The sequence below is a fragment of the Akkermansia muciniphila genome (assembly GCF_900184965.1).
In the GTDB taxonomy this organism is placed as follows: Bacteria; Verrucomicrobiota; Verrucomicrobiia; order Verrucomicrobiales; family Akkermansiaceae; genus Akkermansia; species Akkermansia muciniphila_A.
In genome coordinates this window covers 114,009-134,499 of sequence record NZ_FXYA01000198.1, presented here as the reverse complement: position 1 = coordinate 134,499, position 20,491 = coordinate 114,009, and the positions used below count along the sequence as shown (strand labels likewise).

General features: G+C 57.2%; 15 protein-coding genes and 1 tRNA gene. 4 read left to right on the top strand and 12 right to left on the bottom strand.

The window, feature by feature from the left end:
• Nucleotides 1–38: 38 nt before the first annotated feature.
• Nucleotides 39–407, top strand: a complete 369-nt coding sequence (locus tag CI070_RS06985) for a rhodanese-like domain-containing protein (RefSeq protein WP_143245567.1) — start codon at nucleotides 39–41, stop codon at nucleotides 405–407.
• Between the two features lie 130 nt (nucleotides 408–537).
• Here CI070_RS06985 and CI070_RS06980 read toward each other — a convergent pair whose 3' ends face one another.
• The 8 genes from CI070_RS06980 to CI070_RS06945 all read right to left on the bottom strand — a co-directional run bounded on the left by CI070_RS06980 (nucleotide 538) and on the right by CI070_RS06945 (nucleotide 10,495).
• Nucleotides 538–3,084, bottom strand: coding sequence for an alpha-N-acetylglucosaminidase (locus CI070_RS06980; RefSeq protein WP_094136035.1), 2,547 nt, complete (start codon nucleotides 3,082–3,084; stop codon nucleotides 538–540).
• Between the two features lie 126 nt (nucleotides 3,085–3,210).
• Nucleotides 3,211–5,793, bottom strand: coding sequence for an ATP-dependent Clp protease ATP-binding subunit (locus CI070_RS06975; protein ID WP_094136034.1), 2,583 nt, complete (start codon nucleotides 5,791–5,793; stop codon nucleotides 3,211–3,213).
• A 28-nt stretch (nucleotides 5,794–5,821) separates the two neighbouring features.
• The gene (locus tag CI070_RS06970) at nucleotides 5,822–6,877 is read right to left on the bottom strand and encodes a protein arginine kinase (RefSeq protein ID WP_094136033.1); all 1,056 of its coding nucleotides are present in this window, start codon (nucleotides 6,875–6,877) and stop codon (nucleotides 5,822–5,824) included.
• Between the two features lie 5 nt (nucleotides 6,878–6,882).
• On the bottom strand, nucleotides 6,883–7,374 hold the full coding sequence (locus CI070_RS06965; RefSeq protein ID WP_179218353.1) for a UvrB/UvrC motif-containing protein: 492 nt from the start codon (nucleotides 7,372–7,374) through the stop codon (nucleotides 6,883–6,885).
• A 112-nt stretch (nucleotides 7,375–7,486) separates the two neighbouring features.
• Entirely contained in the window at nucleotides 7,487–8,350 is an 864-nt protein-coding gene (locus CI070_RS06960; protein ID WP_012419117.1) for a metal ABC transporter permease, read from the bottom strand.
• On the bottom strand, nucleotides 8,347–9,147 hold the full coding sequence (locus CI070_RS06955; protein WP_094136085.1) for a metal ABC transporter ATP-binding protein: 801 nt from the start codon (nucleotides 9,145–9,147) through the stop codon (nucleotides 8,347–8,349). The genes CI070_RS06960 and CI070_RS06955 overlap by 4 nt, the downstream gene beginning before the upstream one ends.
• Entirely contained in the window at nucleotides 9,144–9,578 is a 435-nt protein-coding gene (locus CI070_RS06950; RefSeq protein WP_094136031.1) for a hypothetical protein, read from the bottom strand. Before CI070_RS06950 ends, CI070_RS06955 begins: the two co-directional genes overlap by 4 nt.
• Nucleotides 9,575–10,495: a metal ABC transporter substrate-binding protein gene (locus CI070_RS06945; RefSeq protein ID WP_179218352.1), complete on the bottom strand. Its 921-nt coding sequence runs from the start codon at nucleotides 10,493–10,495 to the stop codon at nucleotides 9,575–9,577. The genes CI070_RS06950 and CI070_RS06945 overlap by 4 nt, the downstream gene beginning before the upstream one ends.
• Nucleotides 10,496–10,796: 301 nt before the next feature.
• Between CI070_RS06945 and CI070_RS06940 the strand changes: the two genes are divergently transcribed.
• Complete coding sequence (locus CI070_RS06940) at nucleotides 10,797–13,658, top strand: beta-N-acetylglucosaminidase domain-containing protein (RefSeq protein ID WP_094136029.1); 2,862 nt, start codon at nucleotides 10,797–10,799, stop codon at nucleotides 13,656–13,658.
• 188 nt (nucleotides 13,659–13,846) lie between these two features.
• A complete protein-coding gene (gene recJ, locus CI070_RS06935; RefSeq protein WP_046436108.1) occupies nucleotides 13,847–15,586 on the top strand; it encodes a single-stranded-DNA-specific exonuclease RecJ in 1,740 nt (579 codons plus the stop codon).
• 98 nt (nucleotides 15,587–15,684) lie between these two features.
• On the opposite strand, the gene CI070_RS06930 is transcribed toward recJ, so the two are convergent.
• Nucleotides 15,685–15,966 (bottom strand): DUF3892 domain-containing protein, encoded by a 282-nt coding sequence (locus CI070_RS06930; RefSeq protein ID WP_094136028.1) that lies wholly within the window; start codon nucleotides 15,964–15,966, stop codon nucleotides 15,685–15,687.
• Between the two features lie 836 nt (nucleotides 15,967–16,802).
• Here CI070_RS06930 and CI070_RS06925 point away from each other — a divergent pair.
• The gene (locus CI070_RS06925) at nucleotides 16,803–17,957 is read left to right on the top strand and encodes a 2-isopropylmalate synthase (protein WP_094136084.1); all 1,155 of its coding nucleotides are present in this window, start codon (nucleotides 16,803–16,805) and stop codon (nucleotides 17,955–17,957) included.
• A gap of 152 nt (nucleotides 17,958–18,109) precedes the next feature.
• Here the strand turns inward: CI070_RS06925 and CI070_RS06920 are convergent.
• The 3 genes from CI070_RS06920 to CI070_RS06910 form a co-directional block, all read right to left on the bottom strand.
• Nucleotides 18,110–18,185 (bottom strand) — tRNA-Ile (locus tag CI070_RS06920).
• A 119-nt stretch (nucleotides 18,186–18,304) separates the two neighbouring features.
• Nucleotides 18,305–19,810 (bottom strand): MATE family efflux transporter, encoded by a 1,506-nt coding sequence (locus tag CI070_RS06915; protein WP_179218351.1) that lies wholly within the window; start codon nucleotides 19,808–19,810, stop codon nucleotides 18,305–18,307.
• On the bottom strand, nucleotides 19,807–20,478 hold the full coding sequence (locus CI070_RS06910; protein WP_094136083.1) for a ubiquinone/menaquinone biosynthesis methyltransferase: 672 nt from the start codon (nucleotides 20,476–20,478) through the stop codon (nucleotides 19,807–19,809). Before CI070_RS06910 ends, CI070_RS06915 begins: the two co-directional genes overlap by 4 nt.
• Nucleotides 20,479–20,491 lie beyond the last annotated feature (13 nt).

Genomic DNA, 20,491 nt, shown 5'->3' with positions numbered 1-20,491 from the left:
CTCTTGATTACTTCGCCGCGGTTTAGTGAAGTGGCCGCGTGAAAAATGTGGTTTTGTACGTGGTCATGGTGACCGGGCTGACTGCCCTCTTCGTCTGGCTGAAAAGCAGGAATGCGGAACGCGCCCCTGCTTCCGCCGCCATGGTGGTGTCTCCGGAAAGCGGCATGGCGCGCCCTATTGTGCTGGTGGATGTCCGAACTCCGGAGGAGTACCGCACGGGACATAAGGAGGGGGCCTTGAATATTCCGGCAGATGAGGTGGAACAACGGGCCGCGCAGCTTCTTCCGGATAAGAATGCCGTGATTTTGCTGTATTGCCGTACGGGCAAGAGGGCGGACAAGGCGCTGGAAGTGCTCAGGAAGATGGGATATTCCCATGTGGAAAACCTGTACCGGTCTGAAATGTAGCTTTCATCCCGATTGATCCGTGCGGGGATTCCGCGGGGCGCCGGGCATGCCGTTTCCTGGTTCGGTCAGGAAACGGCACGGGTACGGATTCATATGGCTCCTTCCGGAAAGCGAATGAAATTCAAGCCGTTCATTCTTTAATCAGTTCCAGTTTCCCATTGGAGAATTTTCCTCCCACGGAGCGGACCCTGGCTCTGAGGGAACATCCGTTGTTGGCATGGATTCCCTTGGGAAGGGAAAGTTTGTAGAAATTCCCGCGGGAAGGCTTGCCTGCCAATCCGGCGTGCCGGTCGCGGGCGATTACTTTGCCGTTTTCCAGGAGTTCGATGCCGTCTATTTCCAGGGCATGGCTGCCGGAAGTGAAGACGAAGCGCACCCCCCGGAGTTTTTCAAGATCAGCGGAAGAAACGGGCCAGTCCAGATAACTCCATTCCGTGGATACCGTCGCGGAGGTCCAGTTTCCTATAATTGACCCGGCTGCTTTTCTTTTCAGGGAAGAAGGCAGGGGGGGCGCCTCCCGAATAGCCTGGCGGCAGGCGTTGACCAGATCTCCGGGCGCGTGCGCCGCGCTTACGCCAGTGGAACGGACCCATTTTTCCTCCCATGCTCCCATATCCGGATTTTTATCGGAAAGACGGCTCTGAATAAAGTGTTCCCAGCGCGGCAGATAGTAGTCCCTGATAAGGCCGCTCCATATTTTGGCGGCGTAGTCGTCTACGGGAGGCCCCCATCTGGTCACCAGCCTTCTGGCGTTTTGTTCATACTTGTTTTTTTCCTCCGGAGAAGTTCCGTGAGACCGGGCAAATGATAACCAGCGCGACAGCCTCCAGGTGGGGTGTCCTTCCAGAAGGGAATCCGCCCGAAGGGCGTATTTGCGGAAATATTCCATGCATTTTTTCGTATTCTCCATGTCTTGTTCATCCAGGGCTTCCAGAGCGGCCAGGATGGCTTCATTCATGCGTATGCCAAGGTAATGGGTGGTCATCTCAACGGCATCCTGGCGGAACAGGGGGGACTGTTCCAGGCCGCGAGTGTTGACGAACAGGGAAAGGCCTTTCAGAAAATCTTCGCTTGTGTTTACGGAACAGCCGCGGGTGCCGGGTTTCATTTGCCAGTTGAAACGGGGATGGTCCTTTAAGTTGGAATAGGCCGTGCGGCGGAACAGATTCCAGGCTTCCTTCATGCTGTCCGGATAATTTCCGTATCGGGCACGGCAATAATTTTCCAGATATTGTTCCACGTCCTCCTGGCGGTCCCTCCATGCGGCGTCCGTAACCAGTTCGTAGATAACGTCATTGTTTTCTATCCCTTCCGGGGCCATGCCCATTCCGGAGAGACGCCCCCTGGATGAAGAGTTCAAGGCTTCCAGATGGCCGTTGGCGTAAAAATCCATTACCCCGGTCATGGCGCATTTGCCGCCCATGTTGGGAACCACGCTGTAAACCCACGGTTTATTGAAAAAACCTTTGAAGACGTCCCAGTTCATGCCGTTGCGCCAGAAGGTCTTGTTGTAATCCGCCGCCAGGTCCAGAAGGAGCATCTTATCATCCGGAACCTTGCTGAGCAAAGCCTTCAGGGTATCTGCGTTCCAGATATTGCGCTGGTATCCGAACATCCATCCCTGCATGACCCATACCGCATCCGGGTTGGTGGAGGAAATGGAGCGGTAAATTTGTTCTCCGAGGGAACTGAGCATGTTGTTGCGGGCTTCGGCGCCTCCTTTGTTTTCAGGAAGTTCCATTTCATTGAAGGAGTCTGCAAGAAAATAGGTGTTTCTTCCGAATTCCTTCTGCCATTCCTGCATGTACAGGCATCCTATTTTAAGGAAAAGGGGGTCTTCCGGAGAAAGAAAATGGGCGTGGTTTTTTTGAGGCCAGCCTCCCCACCCCAGCCGGTGAAGCTTCGCTTCCGGATAAAGGCGGAGGATTCCCCGGGGAACGAAACCGGAAAAAGCAGGACAAATGGGGGTCATGCCCAGGGATTTCATCCTGTGCAGGATGCGGTGCTGCAGGGCGATTTGGTCCTTGTGCCAGCTGGCGGGCAGGGGGCCGTCATGATTGACGATGTTCCCCATCCGCTGCCAGGGAAGGTGTGCCGGTCCCGTATAAAATTCTTCTATTTCTTTCTCCGTCAGTCCCAGCTGTTTCCATACCCGGACGGCGATTCCCTCCGTGGCAACCAGGGCCAGAGGCATATCTATGCCGTGCAGAGCCATCCAATCTATTTCTTTTTCCCAGCGTTCCCAGGTCCAGTAAGGCATCGTATAGCCATAGGTGACCACATTGAAGTAATAGTGGTTGCGGAAAGGGGAAACGATGCGGCGCGGCGCGGCATCCGGCAGTTGCGCCGGCCAGCGGATATCTTTATTATCCCAGGAGACCATTCCCAGACGGTTTGTCTTCAGAAAATCATAGAATCCCCGGCAGAGGGCTGTGCCGCTGCTTCCCCGGATATTCAGTATTCCGCCGGAAGCTTTCGTTTCAAAAACATCGTGCCCGTCTTCTTTTTCAATAATTTCCAGTTGCAGTTTTTCCGGGGCTTTAGCCAGGGACGGAACGGTCCGCATGATTACTGAACGCGCTGCTTCCCGCTCTCTGTTTTTCTGTATATCTTCTGCGAAGACAAACAGGCTTGTCAGCACGAAAAGTAATAGAATTTTTGGAAAATAAGAGGTCATATTGTAATATATACAAGACAGGTAAATAGTTCTTTCAGGAAAAAGCGGATATTTGCGTAATCCGTTAAAGAAAAAGGCCCCTGCATGTTGTCATGCAGGGGCCCTGGTTAAAAAGCCTGAAAGCTTTTATTCCACCTTGGGCTTCCGAGGCGTTCTCTTGCGCGGCGCTTTGGGCTTTGCCGGGGGGGTGTCCTGGATGTGCAGGAAGGTGAGTGTCTCCGTCCCGTCCGTTTCCACGGCTTCAATTTTATCGCCGGGTTTCACGTCTCCCCTCAGCAGGGATTCCGCCAGCGGGTCTTCCAGCAGGCGTTCGATGGCGCGGCGCATCGGGCGTGCGCCGTATTGCGGGTCGTAGCCGTTCTTGATGATCAGGTTCAGGGCTTCCGGACTCAGGGCCAGCGTGATGTTCTTGGCCTTGAGACGGGAGATGAGCTTGTCCGCTTCCAGATGCACGATACGTTCCAGGTCATCCCGTTCCAGCATGCGGAAGACGGAAATGTCATCAAAGCGGTTCAGGAATTCCGGGCGGAATTGCCTGCGCGCTTCTTCCAGAATCTTTCCCTTCATGGCGGCGTAGTCCGCGTTGTCGGCGGCCATGGCGCCAAAGCCCATGGCGCTCTGCCGCTTGGCGGAGGCGGCCCCCACGTTGGAGGTCAGGATGATGATGGTATTGCGGAAGTTGATCTTGCGTCCCAGGGAGTCCGTCACGCTTCCTTCTTCCAAAATCTGGAGAAGCAGGTTCATGACGTCCGGATGGGCCTTTTCCACTTCATCAAAGAGGATGACGGAGTAGGGCCTGCGCCGGACGGCTTCCGTGAGCTGGCCGCCTTCGTCATGGCCTACGTAGCCGGGAGGAGAACCGATGAGACGGGACGTGGTGTGTTTTTCCATGTACTCGCTCATGTCCACCTGAATCAGGGCGTCCGCGGTGCCGAACATGATTTCCGCCAGATTGCGGGCCAGATAGGTTTTGCCCACGCCGGTGGGGCCCAGGAAGAGGAATGAGCCGATCGGGCGGCGCGGATCCTTGATGTCCGCGCGGCTGCGCCGCAGGGCGCGGGCGATGGCGGAGGCCGCTTCATCCTGGCCGATGACTTTGCTTTTCAACTCTTCTTCCATCCGCAAAAGCTTGGCGGTTTCCTTTTCCTCCATCCGGGCCAGAGGGATGCCCGTCCATTTGGCGAGCACGCTCATCACGTCTTCATCCGTTACGGGAACGTAATTGTTCTCATAGGAATTGCGCCAGGTTTCCAGCATGTTCTGAAGTTCCGCCCTGGCTTGTTTTTCCTCGTCGCGGAGGCGGGCTGCTTCCTCAAAAATCTGGGTTTCCACAGCCTTGTCCTTGCGTTCCTTGATTTCCGCAATGCGGGTTTCCATGTCGCTGATGTGGTCCGGGCGGGTCATTTGGGAGACGCGCTTGCGCGCGCCCGCTTCATCCAGGATGTCGATGGCCTTGTCCGGCAGGAAACGGCCCGTCAGATAGCGGTGGGAGAGCCTAGCTGCGGCTTCAATGGCTTCCGTCGTATAGTGCACCTTGTGATGTTCCTCATACTTGGGCTGAATGCCGGCAAGAATCCGGATGGTATCCTCCACGGAGGGTTCCCCTACCTGCACCTGCTGGAAGCGGCGTTCCAGGGCGGCGTCCTTCTCAATGTGTTTCCTGTATTCGTTGAGCGTGGTGGCGCCTATGGCCTGGAGCTCACCCCGGGAGAGGGCGGGCTTGATGATGTTGGAGGCGTCCATGGAGCCTTCCGCGGAGCCGGCGCCCACGATGGTGTGCAGTTCGTCAATGAAAAGGATGACGTTGCCTTCCCGGCGTATTTCATCCATCACGGCCTTGAGCCGTTCTTCAAACTGGCCGCGGTATTTGGTGCCGGCCACCATCAGCGCCAGATCCAGGGAGATGACCCTCTTGCTGCGCAGGAGCTCCGGAACGTGGCCCTGGGCTATTTCCTGGGCCAGCCCTTCCACGATGGCGGTCTTGCCTACCCCGGCTTCACCGAGCAGGACGGGGTTGTTTTTATTCCTCCGGCACAGGATCTGGATGACGCGCTCAATTTCGGAGGCGCGGCCGATGACGGGGTCCAGCTTGCCGTCCCGGGCCAGCTGGGTCATGTCCCGGCCGAAAGCCTGAAGCGCGGGAGTCTTGGATTTCTGCTGCCTGGAGTAGGAGGGGGAGGAAGGCTCGTCCGTCGGGATGGCGGGGGATTCATTTTCCTCTTCGTCGTCATCGTCGTCCGGGATGATGTTGTCTTCATCCGCGTCCATCTGGTATTTGGGGGTCAGGACGTCCAGCAGTTCGCGCCGCGCCTGTTCCAAATCCACGCCGAAGTGGCGCAGAATCTGTCCGGCCACGCCGTCTCCGTCACGGATGAGGCCCAGGAGCAGGTGTTCCGTGCCCACATACGTGTGGTTGAGTTCCTGGGCTTCCCTGTTTGCCATTGCCAGGACTTTGCGCACCCTGGGGGTGTACGGAATGTTGCCTTCCGCCTGGGGTTCCGTGCCCCGGCCTATTTGTTCCTCCACCTGTTTGCGCACGGCGGAAAGTTCCACGCCCAGATTTTCCAGGATGGTGACGGCCACGCCCTTGCCCAGTTTGAGCAGGCCGAGCAGAAGGTGTTCGGTTCCTATGTAATGATGATTGAAGCGGTCCGCTTCCCGGCGCGCATGCGCCAGCACTTGTTGCGCCCTAGGCGTAAAATTATTCATGGATGATTAAAAAATTGGTATGGTTGCATTAATTGCCGGAAAGTTCCTTCCGGATCATATCAGCGCGGATCTGGTCCCTGTGTTCCGAGGTGGTCTGGTCCGTGGTGGACAGGCGCGCCAGATGGGCCGGCTGGATGTTCATGATGGTTTTATTGACGTTTTTTAATGCCTGGCGGGAAAAGATGTCCAGAGACGCTCCCATCCGGAGGAAGGAGAGCAGCGCCAGCGCCTCCTGCGTGGAAAGCAGAGTGGCGTTGGTCAGGAGTCCGTAAGCGCGGGAAACGCGGTCTTTCACCTGCAGGGAGGATGACTGGAGCAGCCGCCTGCGCGCGTTCCATTCCTGGTGGGCCAGGTCTGAAGTGAAGCGGGTCATGCGTTCCACAATCCGGTCTTCACTGTCTCCCAGCGTGGACTGGTTGGATATCTGGAAAAGGTTGCCGGTGGCTTCCGTCCCTTCCCCGTAAAGGCCGCGGACGGTGATGTTGAGCTGCACGGCCGCCTGAACGACCTGCTGCATCTGTTCGGAGATGACGAGGCCCGGCAGATGCATCATCACGGAGGCCCTCATGCCCGTGCCCAGATTGGTGGGGCAGGCGGTGAGATAGCCCAGCCGCGTATTGTAGGCGTACGGGAGCCTGGCTTCCAGTTCGGAGTCTATTTTGGAAATGGCCCCCCATGCTTTTTTAAGCTGGATGCCGGGCAGGATATACTGCAGGCGCAGATGGTCCTCCTCGTTAAAGAGGATGCTGGCATTCTGGCTGCGGGAGATGAGGACGGCGCAGCCTTCCGAACGGGCCGCCAGTTCCCGGGAAATGAGGTGGCGTTCCACCAGCAACTGTTTCTGCTGCTGGGTAAGCCCGGAAAGCTCCGCATAATAGCCTCCTTTCATGACGGGGATTTGGCGCGCTTCTCCGGAAGTGAGCTTCAGCGTTTCCTCCCTCTGCTGGCGAGTGGCCCAGCCGGGAAAGGGCGTGGCGGTCAGATTGCGCGCCAGGCGGATGCGGGAGGTGAGGACGATGTCGTGCTCATCCCGTGATTCCACCATCCATTTGGCGGGGTTGTTGAGTAAGTCGTCAAAGAGCATGTATGTTAATTGGTCGGCGTGCGCAATTGGTTGATTTGATCGCGGAGTTCGGCGGCGCGTTCATAGTCCTCTCTTGCCACTGCCAGGGAAAGCTGTTGTTCCAGATCACTGATGGTTTGGGTTTCCGTTTCGCGTTTTTCGGCCCGTTCCGGCGTTTTCCCGTGATGGTGGGAATCAGGCTGGATCTGGGTAAGAAGCGGGAGGATTTCTTCTTCAAAGACGTTGTAGCATTCACTGCAGCCCAGACGTCCTACGTTTTTGTAATCCTGAAGGGTGAAGGAGCAGATTGGACAGCTTGTGAGGGGCAGGGATTGCAGGGCCGGAATGGGGGCGGAGGGGCCCGCCGCGCCTTCCTTGCCGAATTGGCCCTGAAGATTCGGGAACAGTTTCTCCGCCAGATCGAAGGCATCTGGATCCAGCAGACCCCGCTCCTGGGCGCATTTGGCGCAAAGGCAGAATTTGGTGGACTTCCCGTTGATGATCTGTGTCAGGAACACCGTTGCCGGTGCAGAGCATATCTCACATTTTTTCACAACCCGCATTATAATGGCGCTCCCTGTGGCGGACTAGTAGTCTGCGTGTCATGGATTGTCATGAAAATGGGCTTTGTTATTGTACTTGGGAAGAATTCTTTCCGCGTTGTTTCAAACGTCCGCACCGTGATGAATACAAATAGGCTGTGCAAAAAATGACGCCCAGAACCAGAATGATGGTGGCGCCCAGATGCCAGCCCAGGGGGAAGGACAGGTAAAAAGCCAGCAGAGAGCCCAGCCCTCCGATGATTCCTCCCCCCCAGAAGAGATGGGACGGCTTGTTGGTAAGCAGGTACACCGTGGCGGCGGGGCCGACAAGCAGCCCCAGCGTCAGGAACGCTCCCACGGCCTGCAGGGAGGAAACGAGCACCAGAATGATCAGGGTGAAAATGCCGTAGCTGATGAGACGGGAGGGGATTCCCAGCGTGGTGGCGATGTCCGGGTCAAAGAGGCAGATCAGGATGGGGCGGCGGAAGAGCAGCAGGATCAGGACGCTGACGGAGCTGATGGCGAAGGCGATCCACAGGTCGGAGTCGGACAGGCTCATGATGGAGCCAAACAGCCAGTCGTCAATTTTCTGCTGCAGGCCCAGCCTGACCAGCACGATGAAGCCCGCAGCGAAAGCCGTGGTATGCAGGATGGAAAGGGCGGTGTCCTGGTTCAGCCGGGATGTGCGGGAGACGAAGAGGGAACCCAGACCCACCAGCAGGGCGGCTACCACAGCCCCCGTCAGCAGGCTCCAGCGGGTAAGGCCGAAGAGGAGCACCGCCACCGCAATGCCCGGCAGCAGGGCGCAGGAAAGCGTGCCGATTTGGAGGGCGGATTTTTTCAGGATTACCAGCCCGCTGACGAAGCCGTTGGCGAAGCCGATCATGACGCAGGCCAGCAGGGACCGCTGCGCGATGGGTTCGCGGAGGAATTGGAGAAAATCATCCATCATGAAGCTTGGGTTTCCGGTTGGGGGTCCATTCCGTATATCTCCCGGATGCGTGCGGGGGAAAGCACTTCCTTCGGGGGGCCGAAAGCGGCCAGCTCCCGGTTCATCAGCAGGATGGTGTCGAAGATATCCGCCGCCGTATTCAAGTCGTGATGGGAGGCGATGACCAGACGCCCTTCCGCCGCCAGGGAATCCAGCAGCCTTCCCAGGGACTGGCTGGCGGGAGCGTCCAGGCCCGTGAAGGGTTCGTCCAGCAGGAGGACATGGGCCTCCTGCGCCAGAGCCCGCGCCAGAAAGGCCCGTTGCTGCTGGCCGCCGGAAAGTTCTGAAATCTGGCGGTCCGCCAGGGATTCCATACCGAGAGCGTGAAGGGACTTTTCCACAATATCCCGGTCATGCCTCCCGAATTTTTTCCACAGGCCCAGGGAAGGATAACGCCCCATTTCCACCAGCGCGCGGACGGTGATGGGGAAGGACCAGTCAACGTCGGAACGTTGGGGCAGGTAGGCTATTTCTCCCGGCGTGTCGTGCAGGGGGCGTCCGTTCCACAGGATTTTTCCGGAATCGGGGCGGATCAGCCCGGCCAGAGCCTTGATCAGCGTGGATTTTCCTGCGCCGTTGGGACCCATCAGAGCCAGCGTGTGTCCGCAGGTGATGGAAAAGCTGATGCCGTTGAGCGCAAGAAGACTACCATAATAAACGCTGAGGCTGTCCACTTCCAGGCGGTGGCGGTCCGGGTGGATGGCGTGCGCGCCCCAGCAGATGTGATCCCGGGTGCAGGGTGGGGCTGGGCTGTTCATTTCCATGAGAAGGAGTAGCTGTCGTTCAGGGAAGGGCCGAAGGACCAGCGGGTGGCGGAGACGGTAGGTTTCCCCTCCGGTTCCAGTTCCAGCGTGACGGGGGTGTCCGGCGTGTTTTCCGGCCAGCGGGCGGAAACGGTGAGGATCACGGAGCCGTCTTTCAACGGCAGGCCGCATTCCGTTTCTTCATGCAGCCCGGGCGTTTCTGGCTGCCAGAGAAGGCGGCCGCCGCAGGATATGGAAAGGGCTTCCGGACGGTGGGCGCATCTGACCGTGATGACCGTGGGAACATCCGCGGTTGGCGCCGCAGGGGCGGCATGCGCCGTTCCCTGTGTTCCCGGAGAAGGCGCCGTCATGTTGTAAAGGAAGAATCCCAGCAGGATGACGACTCCCAGAGTGGGAAAAAACTGCCGCAGGGGAGTGCTGGTCATGGTCTGGGAGACGGGGAAAGGGCTTCCTTGATGATGCCTGTGTTTTGTCTGAACATGGATTCGAACGTGTGGCCTTCAGGGGCCAGCCCGTCGGTATTGATTGGCCTGGCAACGGGGATGTTCAGGGATTTGGCGATTTCCGCAAGGCTCTTGGGGTTGGATGAGTATTCCGGGAACAGGGCCTTGACCCCGGCGGACCTCAGCTTGTTCAGCGTGGAGGCCAGCTGGGCGGAGTTGCCTTCGTCTTCACGGCTTATTCCCTGGATGCTGATGCTGCGGAAGCCGAATTCCCGGCAGAAATGGTTCATGGCCGCATGCCCCGTAACCAGGACGCGCTCCTTTTCCGGAATGTCCGCAAGCTCCTTTCTGGCCCAGGAGGAAAGCTGGTCCATCTTTCTGTTCCACCGGGCCAGGCCGGCTTTGTAGTCCTGTTCATGGGCCGGGTCCAGCCGCGTGAGCGTTGCGGCCAGGGTGCGGGCGGCGCGTTTCATATTGGCCGGGGTGTGCCACCAGTGGGGGTCGTTGGGGCCGTGGGCGCAGCAGTCTCCGTCGTGTTTATGGTCATGGTCTGCGGTGTCTTCCTCCACGGGAACGTCCGGAACGGAGGCTCCAAGATCCAGAATTTGCACATTGCCTCCCAGGGCGTCCTTTAATTTGGGAAGGTACGGCTCCAGGTTTTTGCCGGAGGCCAGCACCAGGCGCGCCTGTCCCGCGGCGGCAATATCCCGCGGCGCGGGTTCAAAACTGTGCAGGTTGCCGTTGGGGCGCAGCAGATCCGTCACCTGCACGCGGCTGCCGCCAATGGAGCGGGCCATGTCTCCCAGAACGGGGTGCAGAGCCGCGATTTTCAATATTGGGGCATCCTGGGCCTGAAGAGAACAGAACAGGCCCAGAAGACACAGAAAAGGAATCAACATGCGCCGGAGCATGTTCCGCATGATGAACCTTCCCTTCAAGTGATGCAATGGTCAAATTTGTCTTCTAAAGCAGGATGACGCTGACTTTTCAGGGAGTCCGCACGGCTCTTTTTTTGTTTTTCAGCGTTGTGGTGAACTCCTGGCAGGGGAAGGGGGATGCGGCGCCCTTGGCGTCCAGCCCGGCCGGGGTTCCCGTGCGGGCTCCGGGGGCTTTCTTCCACTGGTGACGACGGTCTGATGGCGGAGAGAGGTTTTTTCTTGAGGTGGAAAGTGTTTTCTGGTTCCATTATCGCGCATCATCATGAATGGTTTTCAACTTCTCCAATGTGGCTTGAGCGTGGCGGCCTTTCTGGCCGGTTCCGCCCTGGCGGCGACTCCTGCCGTATATCCGTCTCCCCAACAGTCCAAATTTACCACCCAGACGGTTGCTTTCTCCGGGAAGCCGTCCGTGACCATACGTTCCGCCAAGGCGGGCGGCAGCAAGCTGCTGGAGGGAGTTCCGGAGAAATCCGGAGCCTACAAACTGGTGATTTCTCCGCAGGGAAAGGTGGGCATAGGAGCCCATGACGAACGGGGGGCGTTTTACGCCATGCAGACGCTGCGGCAGCTGGGAACGAAGGCCGGCGGGGAAGGCGTGATTTTGCCCGTTGGGGAAATCATAGACTGGCCGGACATCGAATTCCGCGGAACGGTGGAAGGTTTTTACGGCACCCCCTGGAGCCATGAAGCCCGTTTGAGCCAGCTGCGCTTTTACGGCCAGAACAAGATGAACACATACATCTACGGGCCGAAGGACGATCCCTACCACTCCTCCCCCCACTGGCGGGACCCCTATCCCGCGGACCAGGCCGCCCAGATCAGGGAACTGGTGAAGGTGGCGAAGGAAAACCACGTGGATTTTGTGTGGGCTATCCATCCTGGCAAAGATATCAAGTGGACGGAAGAAGACATGAACAACGTCATCAAAAAGTTTGAGATGATGTACAAGCTGGGCGTCCGTTCCTTTGCCGTGTTTTTTGACGATATCTTCGGCGAAGGCAAGCGCGGGGACATGCAGGCCCTTCTGCTGAACAAGATCAATGACGAATTTGTCAAGGTGAAGAAGGACGTCACCCCCCTGGTCATGTGCCCCACGGAGTACAACCGCGGCTGGGCCGATCCCAAGCCGGGAACCTATCTGGACATTCTGGGGGACCGTCTGGACCCCTCCATCCACGTCATGTGGACGGGGAACTCCGTTTGCCATGACATTACGCTGGAAGGCCAGCAATGGGTGAACAGAAGAATCAAGCGCCCTTCCTACGTCTGGTGGAACTTCCCCGTCACGGACTACTGCCGTTCCAACCTCTGCATGGGCCGCGTGTATGGCGTTGCCTCGGAACCGGGAGCGAAGGAATCCATGGGCGGTTTCGTCTCCAACCCCATGGATAAGCCGGAGGCCTCCAAGGTCTCCCTCTTCGGCCTTGCGGACTACTCCTGGAACATCAACGGGTTCAAGTCTGATGAGGCCTGGAAGGAAGGAGTCAGGCGCCTGTTCCCGAAAGCGGCGGAAGCCATGCAGGTTTTTGTGAACCACAACTCCGACCAGGGCCCTAACGGTCACGGCTACCGGCGTGAGGAATCCGTGGAAATAGAGCCCGTAGTCAAGCGCGTGCTGGAAGCCGCCCGGGAAGGCAAGATTGAGAAGAAGGATACGGCCCTGCTCAAAAAGGAATTTGCCCGTATGGCCGCCGCTGCGCCCGTCATCCGTGCCAGGGCGAACAATCCGCGGCTGATGAAGGAAATAGGCGCGTGGGTGGATGCCTTTGAGCAGCTGGGGCATGCCGGTCAGCACGCTGTAGCGGCGCTGGAGGAAAACAACGCCAGAGAAGCCGCGACCCGGCTGGTGCAGGCTACGCAGGCTCTGGCGGCCATGGATGGAATTTCCCGCCGCCACAACCAGGAAGGACAGTTGTATCGTTCTGCGGTAAAGACCGGTTCCCGTGTGATGGCCCCCGCCGTCAATGAACTGGCGGATATTGTCTCCAAAAAAGTTTTTCCGGCCATTGCCGGCGCGCCGGCCCTTTCTCCCAAGCCCCTGGTCAAGGGGGGCAGCATGGATAAGGCGGAACTCTTCTGTGACGGGGATCGCGGCTCTTTTTGGCACTCCGGCGCCTACGGCCAGCCGGGCGACTGGTATGGCGTGGATTACGGGATGCCCATCCCCGTGCGGAGCGTGGAAGTGCTGATGGGCCGCAATGACAAGGACGGCGACTATGTAGAAAAAGGGCAGCTGGAAGGCTCCCGCGACCTCGAAACCTGGAAACCGCTGGGGCCGGAAACTTCCGGCATGCAGGTGGTCTGGAAGGCTCCCAAGCCGGTTTTGCTCCGTGCCGTGCGCTACCGCGTCATTGAACCGAAAAAAACAGGCAATGGCCGGTCTGTCTGGACTGCCGTGCGGGAAATAGCCGTCAATACGCCTCCTTCCGCTATGGCTTCCTCCAATGTGGCGGGGCTGGAGGGCGTTTCCGTGCAGAAATCCGATAAAATCGTGCGGATCAACCGCGTGATGGAAACGCATAAGATGAAACCCGGGGAATTTATTTCCCTGCAGCTGGATGGCCCCACGGACGCTACCTGGCTGGAAGTCAACCTGGAACGGGATGACGTCAACTCCTGGGCGGAAGTGGTGCTGGACGTGGAAGGTTCTTCCAAGCCCGTAGTCCAGAAGCTGGACAAACAGGGCAAAAACTTCATTGCCAGGGGCAACCAGCTTCCCAAGGGAATCAAGGGGATGAAGCTGGTTAATAAAAGCGGCAGGGAGCAGGATATTGTTCTGAACATGTTCAAATTTGACGTTCCTCCCGCGGACCCCGGCACCAGTCTGGTTTCCCTGAGCGACAGAAACCTGAAAACGGTTTACCGTGCCGACAAGCCGCTGGACATAGTCGTTCCCAATCTGGACAATCCCAAGGCCACCAAAGTAATCGTGGTGGGATCCGCCGCCTTCGCCATCCAGGCCCGCCGCGGAGAAGGCGCTTGGACGCCGGTCGGCAAACGGAACGCCGGCCCCGGTGTCTCTGAATTTGCCATCCCTGCCGGAACTTCTGCCGTGCGCCTGACCTATAAGGCTCCCCAGCCGGAGGCGATCATTAATGAAGTCATTTTTTCCTCCCGGAAATAACCGTCTCAGACGCCGCTGGCATCTTACTCCGTCCGGTACGTTCCGGACGGAGTTTTATTTTGAAAGGGACGGGGGCGCTGCGTGCAGGCCGTTTCCCGGAAACGGAAGCGGAAACCTCTTTTCTCCGCTTTGGCCGCCTGCTGTGGAAACAACCTTGACCCTGTTGGATGCGGGGCTAAAATACTGCCATGACACCGGGTTTTCATTGGACTCTACGCCCTTCCGTGAAGGAGGATGATCCGGTCTTGAAAGCGTTTCCTGCGGAACTGCCTCTGCTGGTCAAGCAGCTTCTGCTGCAGCGCGGGTTCACCGGGGGAACGGAAACGGAACTCTTTCTGGAACCCAGGCTTTCCCACCTGAGCGACCCTTTCCTGATGGGGGAAATGAGGGTAGCCGTGGACCGCATTTTCCGGGCCGTGGATGAAGGGGAAACCGTGTGCATTTATGGGGACTATGATGTGGACGGAGTTACCTCCGTGGCGCTTCTTCGGGCCATTTTGATGGCTTATGACCTGGATCCCCAGTATTTTATTCCCGTTCGTTCCCGGGAAGGCTACGGCCTCAGCGAGGCCGGCATCAAGCGTTGCCTTTGCGAATGTGCGGACCCTCCCAGCCTGCTCATTACGGTGGACTGCGGCACTTCCTCCGTAAAAGAGGTGGACATGCTCAACGGCCTGGGGATAGACGTCATCATTCTGGACCACCATGAGGCGGGCCCTTTGGGGCGGCCGGACGCGGTGGCGGTGGTCAATGCCAAAATTGAGGAAAACAGCCCGTATACTTATCTGTGCAGCGCGGGCGTCGTCTTCAAGCTGGCGCATGCCCTCCTGAAGGAGCGGAAGCTGAAAACCTTTGACCTGAAACTTTATCTGGACCTGGTAGCTGTGGCTACTGTGGCGGACATCGTTCCCCTGGTGGCGGAAAACAGGATTCTGGTTCGCCACGGCCTGGGAAGGCTGGCTCACAGCCGCCATACGGGGCTCAAAACCCTGACGGAAATAGCGGGCATCCGCCCTTCCGACTCCGTCAACCACGCGGGCTTCCTGAACGCCGCCCACGTGGGGTTCAGGATAGGCCCGCGCATTAATGCCGCCGGGCGCATGGATTCCCCTATGGATGCGTTGGAACTCCTGCTGACCATGGACGCCAGGAGGGCCGTGCAGCTTGCCCAAATGCTGGATTCCCACAACCGCAAGCGGCAGGAGGAAGAGGAGGCCATCCGGACGGATGCGGTGGAAATGCTTCACAACTCCTTTGACCCGGAGCGGGACAACGTTATTGTGCTGGGTTCCCGCGCGTGGCATCCCGGCGTGGTGGGCATTGTGGCCTCCCAGCTGATGAGGCGGTACCACAAGCCGACTTTCGTCATCGCCTTTGATGAAAGCGGCGTGGGGAAGGGCTCCGGCCGTTCCATTCCCGGCGTATCCCTGGTGCAGGCCATCCACCACTGCGCGGATACGCTGGTTTCCGGCGGCGGCCATGATATGGCGGCGGGGCTGGTGATTGAAGAATCCCGCATGGACGACTTCCGCCGGGCATTCAACCGTTATGTGTCCGAAACCACGACGGAGGAACAGCGCTGCCCCGTACTCAACATTGACATGGAAGTGTCCTTCCAGGCGCTGACGCTGGATTTGCTGGACAGCTATGAAAAACTGGAACCCTTCGGCAACTCCAATCCTCAGCCTCTTTTCATGAGTTCCGACGTTTTTCCCACGGAACCGCCCAAGCGCGTGGGAACCAATCATCTGAAGCTTTTCATGCGTCAGGGCATCGTGGAGCGCGACGCTATTTTCTTCAACGGAGCGCAACGGGAACTTCCCAATCCCCCTTGGGATATCGCTTTTACGATTGACCGCAACGTGTACCGCGGCCGCGCCTCCCTGTCCATTTCCATTCAGGAAATACGTTCCCACCGGGAAATGTAAGGAGAACCGCGAAAGAAAAGAATTGTCTATAACCAAGTAAAAACGGCTTATTGCGTTGAATAGCAATAAGCCGCAAAATTATAAATAATTTATGAAATCTAGACCCTGGGCAATCTTAACAGATTGTCGTTAGGAGTGTCATTGGGTTCGGAACGTACGTATTTTTCTCCTCTTGAGCTGATAGCATCAATGAGCTTTGGGTAGTGCGGACTGATGTCTACATGTACGATATTACCTTCCTTGACAAAATCATGGACGACTTCTTTATCATAGAAGTATCCCTCATTATTTGCCCAAACGAGGTAAATTTTATCGATTTCTACTGCGGATTGCGGATTAGCGCATCCCGGTTTAAGCATTATTTTGGTTGCTTTAGTCATTGTGTTATAGGTTGCCTCGCTTCCCGGATTGACATCATCGTAATGAACCTATATAAGGCGTTTGCTGAGAAGCAAACTGATGCCAACTTCTGTACGAGGCTGTTAATCAGAAATAGGAGGGAAAGATTATTAGGGTAATCTTTCCCTCTTTTGTTCCGGTGGGATATTTATGGCAAATACAGATATTCTTGTCAATGGAAAATTGGGGTGTATCATATCTTCTAATAAGAAAAAAATTATTTCAAGGGGGGTGACAATTTTTTGTATACCAAGCATAATTGCTTTACATGAACAGAGAGTATTTCTATCTTGCTTGTGTACCGGCTGGCTTCGAAATTTGTCGCATCTCTACAGTTGCGTGGTAAATAACTTATCTATAGTGAGTATAGAGGGTGATGTCGCACCTTTGACGGGTGTGTGGATTGAAACTTATTGGAAGACACGAATAAAAAAGAAAAATATTCTGCCCATCTGATTAATCAGATGGGCAGTTTTGCTTCTATAGTCTTGTCTTAGAGGACAGTAGAACAAAGCCATATCAATTTAGAAGACTTGACAGTAATGTTCTAAAAGGATATCCTCCATAAAGGTTCTCCCTTTTGTGGTGATTACGGTAAAACAAGCAAGATGAACACCCTGTTCCTTCAAGGTCGTCTATTGCTGCTTCTCGGACGGTAGTCCGAGAAGATATCTTGATATGCGCCGGCGGGCCGTTCCGGCGCGAGGGAAGTAAACGGCTGGTCTTGATAGTTGTGCGCAGAAGGAATGGCTCCTTCATCGGAATATTTTTCCGCGCGCAGTTTCCTGAGGAACGAACCCTTAACATGATTATTGTAATGAAAGAACATATACACATTTTTGATACGACGCTGAGAGACGGGGAACAGTGCCCCGGCGCGGCGATGAACGTGGAGCAGAAAATACAGGTGGCCATGCAGCTGGAAACGCTGGGGGTGGATATTATTGAAGCGGGCTTCCCCGTTATTTCGGACGGCGATTTCCGAGCCGTCCGGGCCGTGGCGGAATGCACGGAAAAAAGCCGCGTTTGCGGACTGGCCCGCTGCGTGGAAAAGGATATCATTGCCGCCCATGAAGCGTTGAAGGCCGCCGGGGAACGGGAGCGCATCCATCTGGTGGTGGCCACCTCCCCCATCCACCGGAAATACAAGCTGGGAAAAAGCCGGGAACAAATCAGGAACATGGCCGTAAAATCCGTTGCCATGGCTTCCGATTTGTGCGGGGAAGTGCAGTTTTCCGCAGAGGACGCTTCCCGCACGGAGCCGGAATTCCTGGCGGAGATTGTAGAGTCTGTCATTGACGCGGGCGCCGCCGTCATCAATATTCCGGATACGGTGGGGTACACGATGCCGGAGGAATATTTTCGCCTGATTTCCCATCTGAAGTCACATGTTCCCAATGTGGACCGCGTCCGGCTGTCCGTCCATTGCCATGATGACATGGGGATGGCCGTGGCCAACTCGCTGGCGGCCATCCGGGCCGGGGCGCGGCAGGTAGAGGGAACCATCAACGGCATCGGGGAACGGGCCGGAAATACCGCCCTGGAGGAAGTCATTATGGCGTTGCATGCCCGGCGGGATTTCTTTTCCGAAGTGTGGACCGGAATACGAACGAATGAACTGGTGCGCACCAGCCGCATGGTGGCCGCCATGAGCGGCCTGGCCGTTCCTCGTTCCAAGGCCGTAGTGGGGGCGAACGCCTTTGCCCACGGTTCCGGCATTCACCAGGACGGCGTTTTGAAGAACCGGAGCACTTACGAAGTTCTGGACCCGGAGGAAATAGGCTGGGGAACCACGGAACTTCCCCTGACCAAACATTCCGGCAGACATGCCGTGAACATGCGTCTGCGTGCGTTGGGCCTCTCCGTTCCGGATACGGATATGCCGCGCCTGTTTGAACTGTTCAAGAAACAGGGGGACCAATGCAAGTTCGTGTATGATGATGATTTAGCCGCCCTCGTGGACTCCCTTTAAGAATGAACTTCCGCTGTCCGGAAGTTCCCCACGGAATTTCCGGATGATTGTTGTATTTGTATGGGGAAGCAGAGGCATCTTCAACAGAAGCCTTTTTCTTCTGCACTGAAAAAGGAAATCCCCTGCAAGTTAAAAACTTGCAGGGGATTATCTGGTAGGCCCGGTAGGGTTCGAACCTACGACCAAGGGATTATGAGTCCCCTGCTCTAACCGCTGAGCTACGAGCCCGTTGCAGAACAACGTGGAAGAATGCTAGCAGAATTGGAGAAGGAAAGCAAAGTTTTTATCCTGCAGTAAACGTTTTGGATTGGCGAACGGGTGCGGGAAGCAGGAAAAAACGGGAAGATTCAGACTTGCAGTTTCGTCCAGCTCCGCCCCTTGACGATTTTATAGAGGATGGCGGATTGGACGGCCATTTCAAAGGCGAAGAGTAGCCAGATGCCCCACAGGGTCATGGTTTCCGGTGCCAGCCTGAACCATACCCAGGTGCAGACGACACGGAAAAAGCCCATAATGCCGTAGGAAATGAGCATGACTCTCCGGGTATCTCCCGCGCCGCGCAGGGACATTTTCATCACGATGCAGGCGGCGAAGAAGGGCTCCACCACCAGCATGGTGCGCAGCACGGGAATGCCGGTATCAATGAGAGTCATGCTGCCGTTGGAAAATATCTCCATGAACAGGGCGGGAAAGGCGCAGAAGAGCACTCCCAGGCCCGTCATGAATATGATGGCGTACCGCATGCATTTCCAGATGGTGATGCGGGCCATAAGCGCGTTCCGGGCGCCCAGGTATTGCCCCACGAGCGTGGAAGCGGCCATGCCGATGGCGAAGCCTGGCAGGAAACTGAGCGATTCAATGCGGACGGCGATGTTGTGGACGCCCAGCACGCCTTGAACAGGCAGTTCGCTGATGATGGAAAGGCAGAACATCTGAATGCCCCACATTCCGAAGACTTCCACGGCCTGCGGCAGCCCGATTTTCAGGATGCGCTTCTGCATGCCCATGTCCGGCCGCAGATGGGAAAAGCTGAGGTACAGGGGCGGAGCATAGTGCTCTCCCCGTTCCCGGACGAGTTCTTCCAGGGATTCATTGTTCCTGCCCGTGAAGATTTTTTTTCTGCGCCGCAGCATGATGAACAGGAGGATGCTCATGCTGATGCCGTAGCCGCAGACTGTTCCCGCCGCAATTCCTCCAATGCGCCAGCCGCCCAAAGGAGCGTCCGCAAAGACGAAGATGACGCTGAAGATGACATTGAGGATGCCTACGCTCATCATAATCCAGAAGGGCAGTCGCGTGTCTCCGGAGCCTCGCAGCGCGGCATTGATGGCAAAGACCACGCCGCTGAACGGGGCGGCAAAGGCGGCCATATAAACGTATTGCAGGGCGTAGGCCCGGGCGGCTTCATTCATGGTCAATACGTGCGTGACCAGGAAATCGCTGCAGGTGAAGAGAAGGCCGCAGGAAACGACGCCGGCCAGGAGCCCCAGCATGGCGGCCTGGTGCAGGCCATGCTGCGCCTGGGGATAGTCTCTGGCGCCCGTCATGCGGGAAACGATGGCTGTGGCTCCCATCATGATGGCCCCCTGGATAACGAAGCCGAACCACATGATGAAGACGACGGCGCCCATGCCGTCAGAGATGTTGATGGTGTCCTGGGCGTCCACCCCTATCTTAGTGGCGATGAAAAGGTCGGAAGAAGTGACGAAAAAGCTCAACAGCTGCTCCAGGAAAGGCCAGAAAGCAATGACGGCGATTTGCCGGGGCAGGGACAGTCCGGCAAGTTTGCCGCCCAGGCGGGCGCGTGCCGCCTTGCCGCGTATGATTCCTTCTCTTGCGTCCCCCGCACTCATCGCTGAGCCGTGTAAATGCTGGCAATTCCCCCGTTCAGAGGTTCCGCCGTGATATTGCTGTAGCCGCATTCCCGCAGCAGGGCCTTCATGGCCTGCCCGCAGGGAAAGGCTTCAATGCTGTCCGCCAGGTAGTCGTATGCTTCCCGGTGGCCGGTCATCCAGCCCGCAATGACGGGAAGGATGCGGTGCAGATAAAACCGGTAAGGGCTTTTCAACAGGCTTTCAGGCAGGGAAAAATCCAGAATGAGCAGATGGCCCCCCGGGCGCAGCATTCGGCCCATTTCCCGCAGGGCGTCCGGATAACTGGCCATGTTCCTCAGGCCAAAGGCGACAGTGACCGCATCATAGGAGGCGGAGGGGAAGGGCAGGTTCATGGCGTCTGCGCAAACCAGATGATCCAGCCCGCGCCTGGCCGCTATGTCCAGCATGGGCTGGCAGAAGTCGGACCCGGTGAGGCGGATTTCCGGCATCGCGTTCAGGATGGCCAGGGCCAGGTCTCCCGTTCCGGTCGCGAGATCCAGAAGGTTCTCCGGCTTCCATTCGGAGACAAGCTGAACGACGCGCCGGCGCCATAGCAGGTCCACGCCCATGCTCAGCACATGGTTGGTAGCCACATAGCGCGGTGCAATAGCGGAAAAAGCGGCTTTGACGAATTCTGGATTACGCATGCGGAAAGGGCTG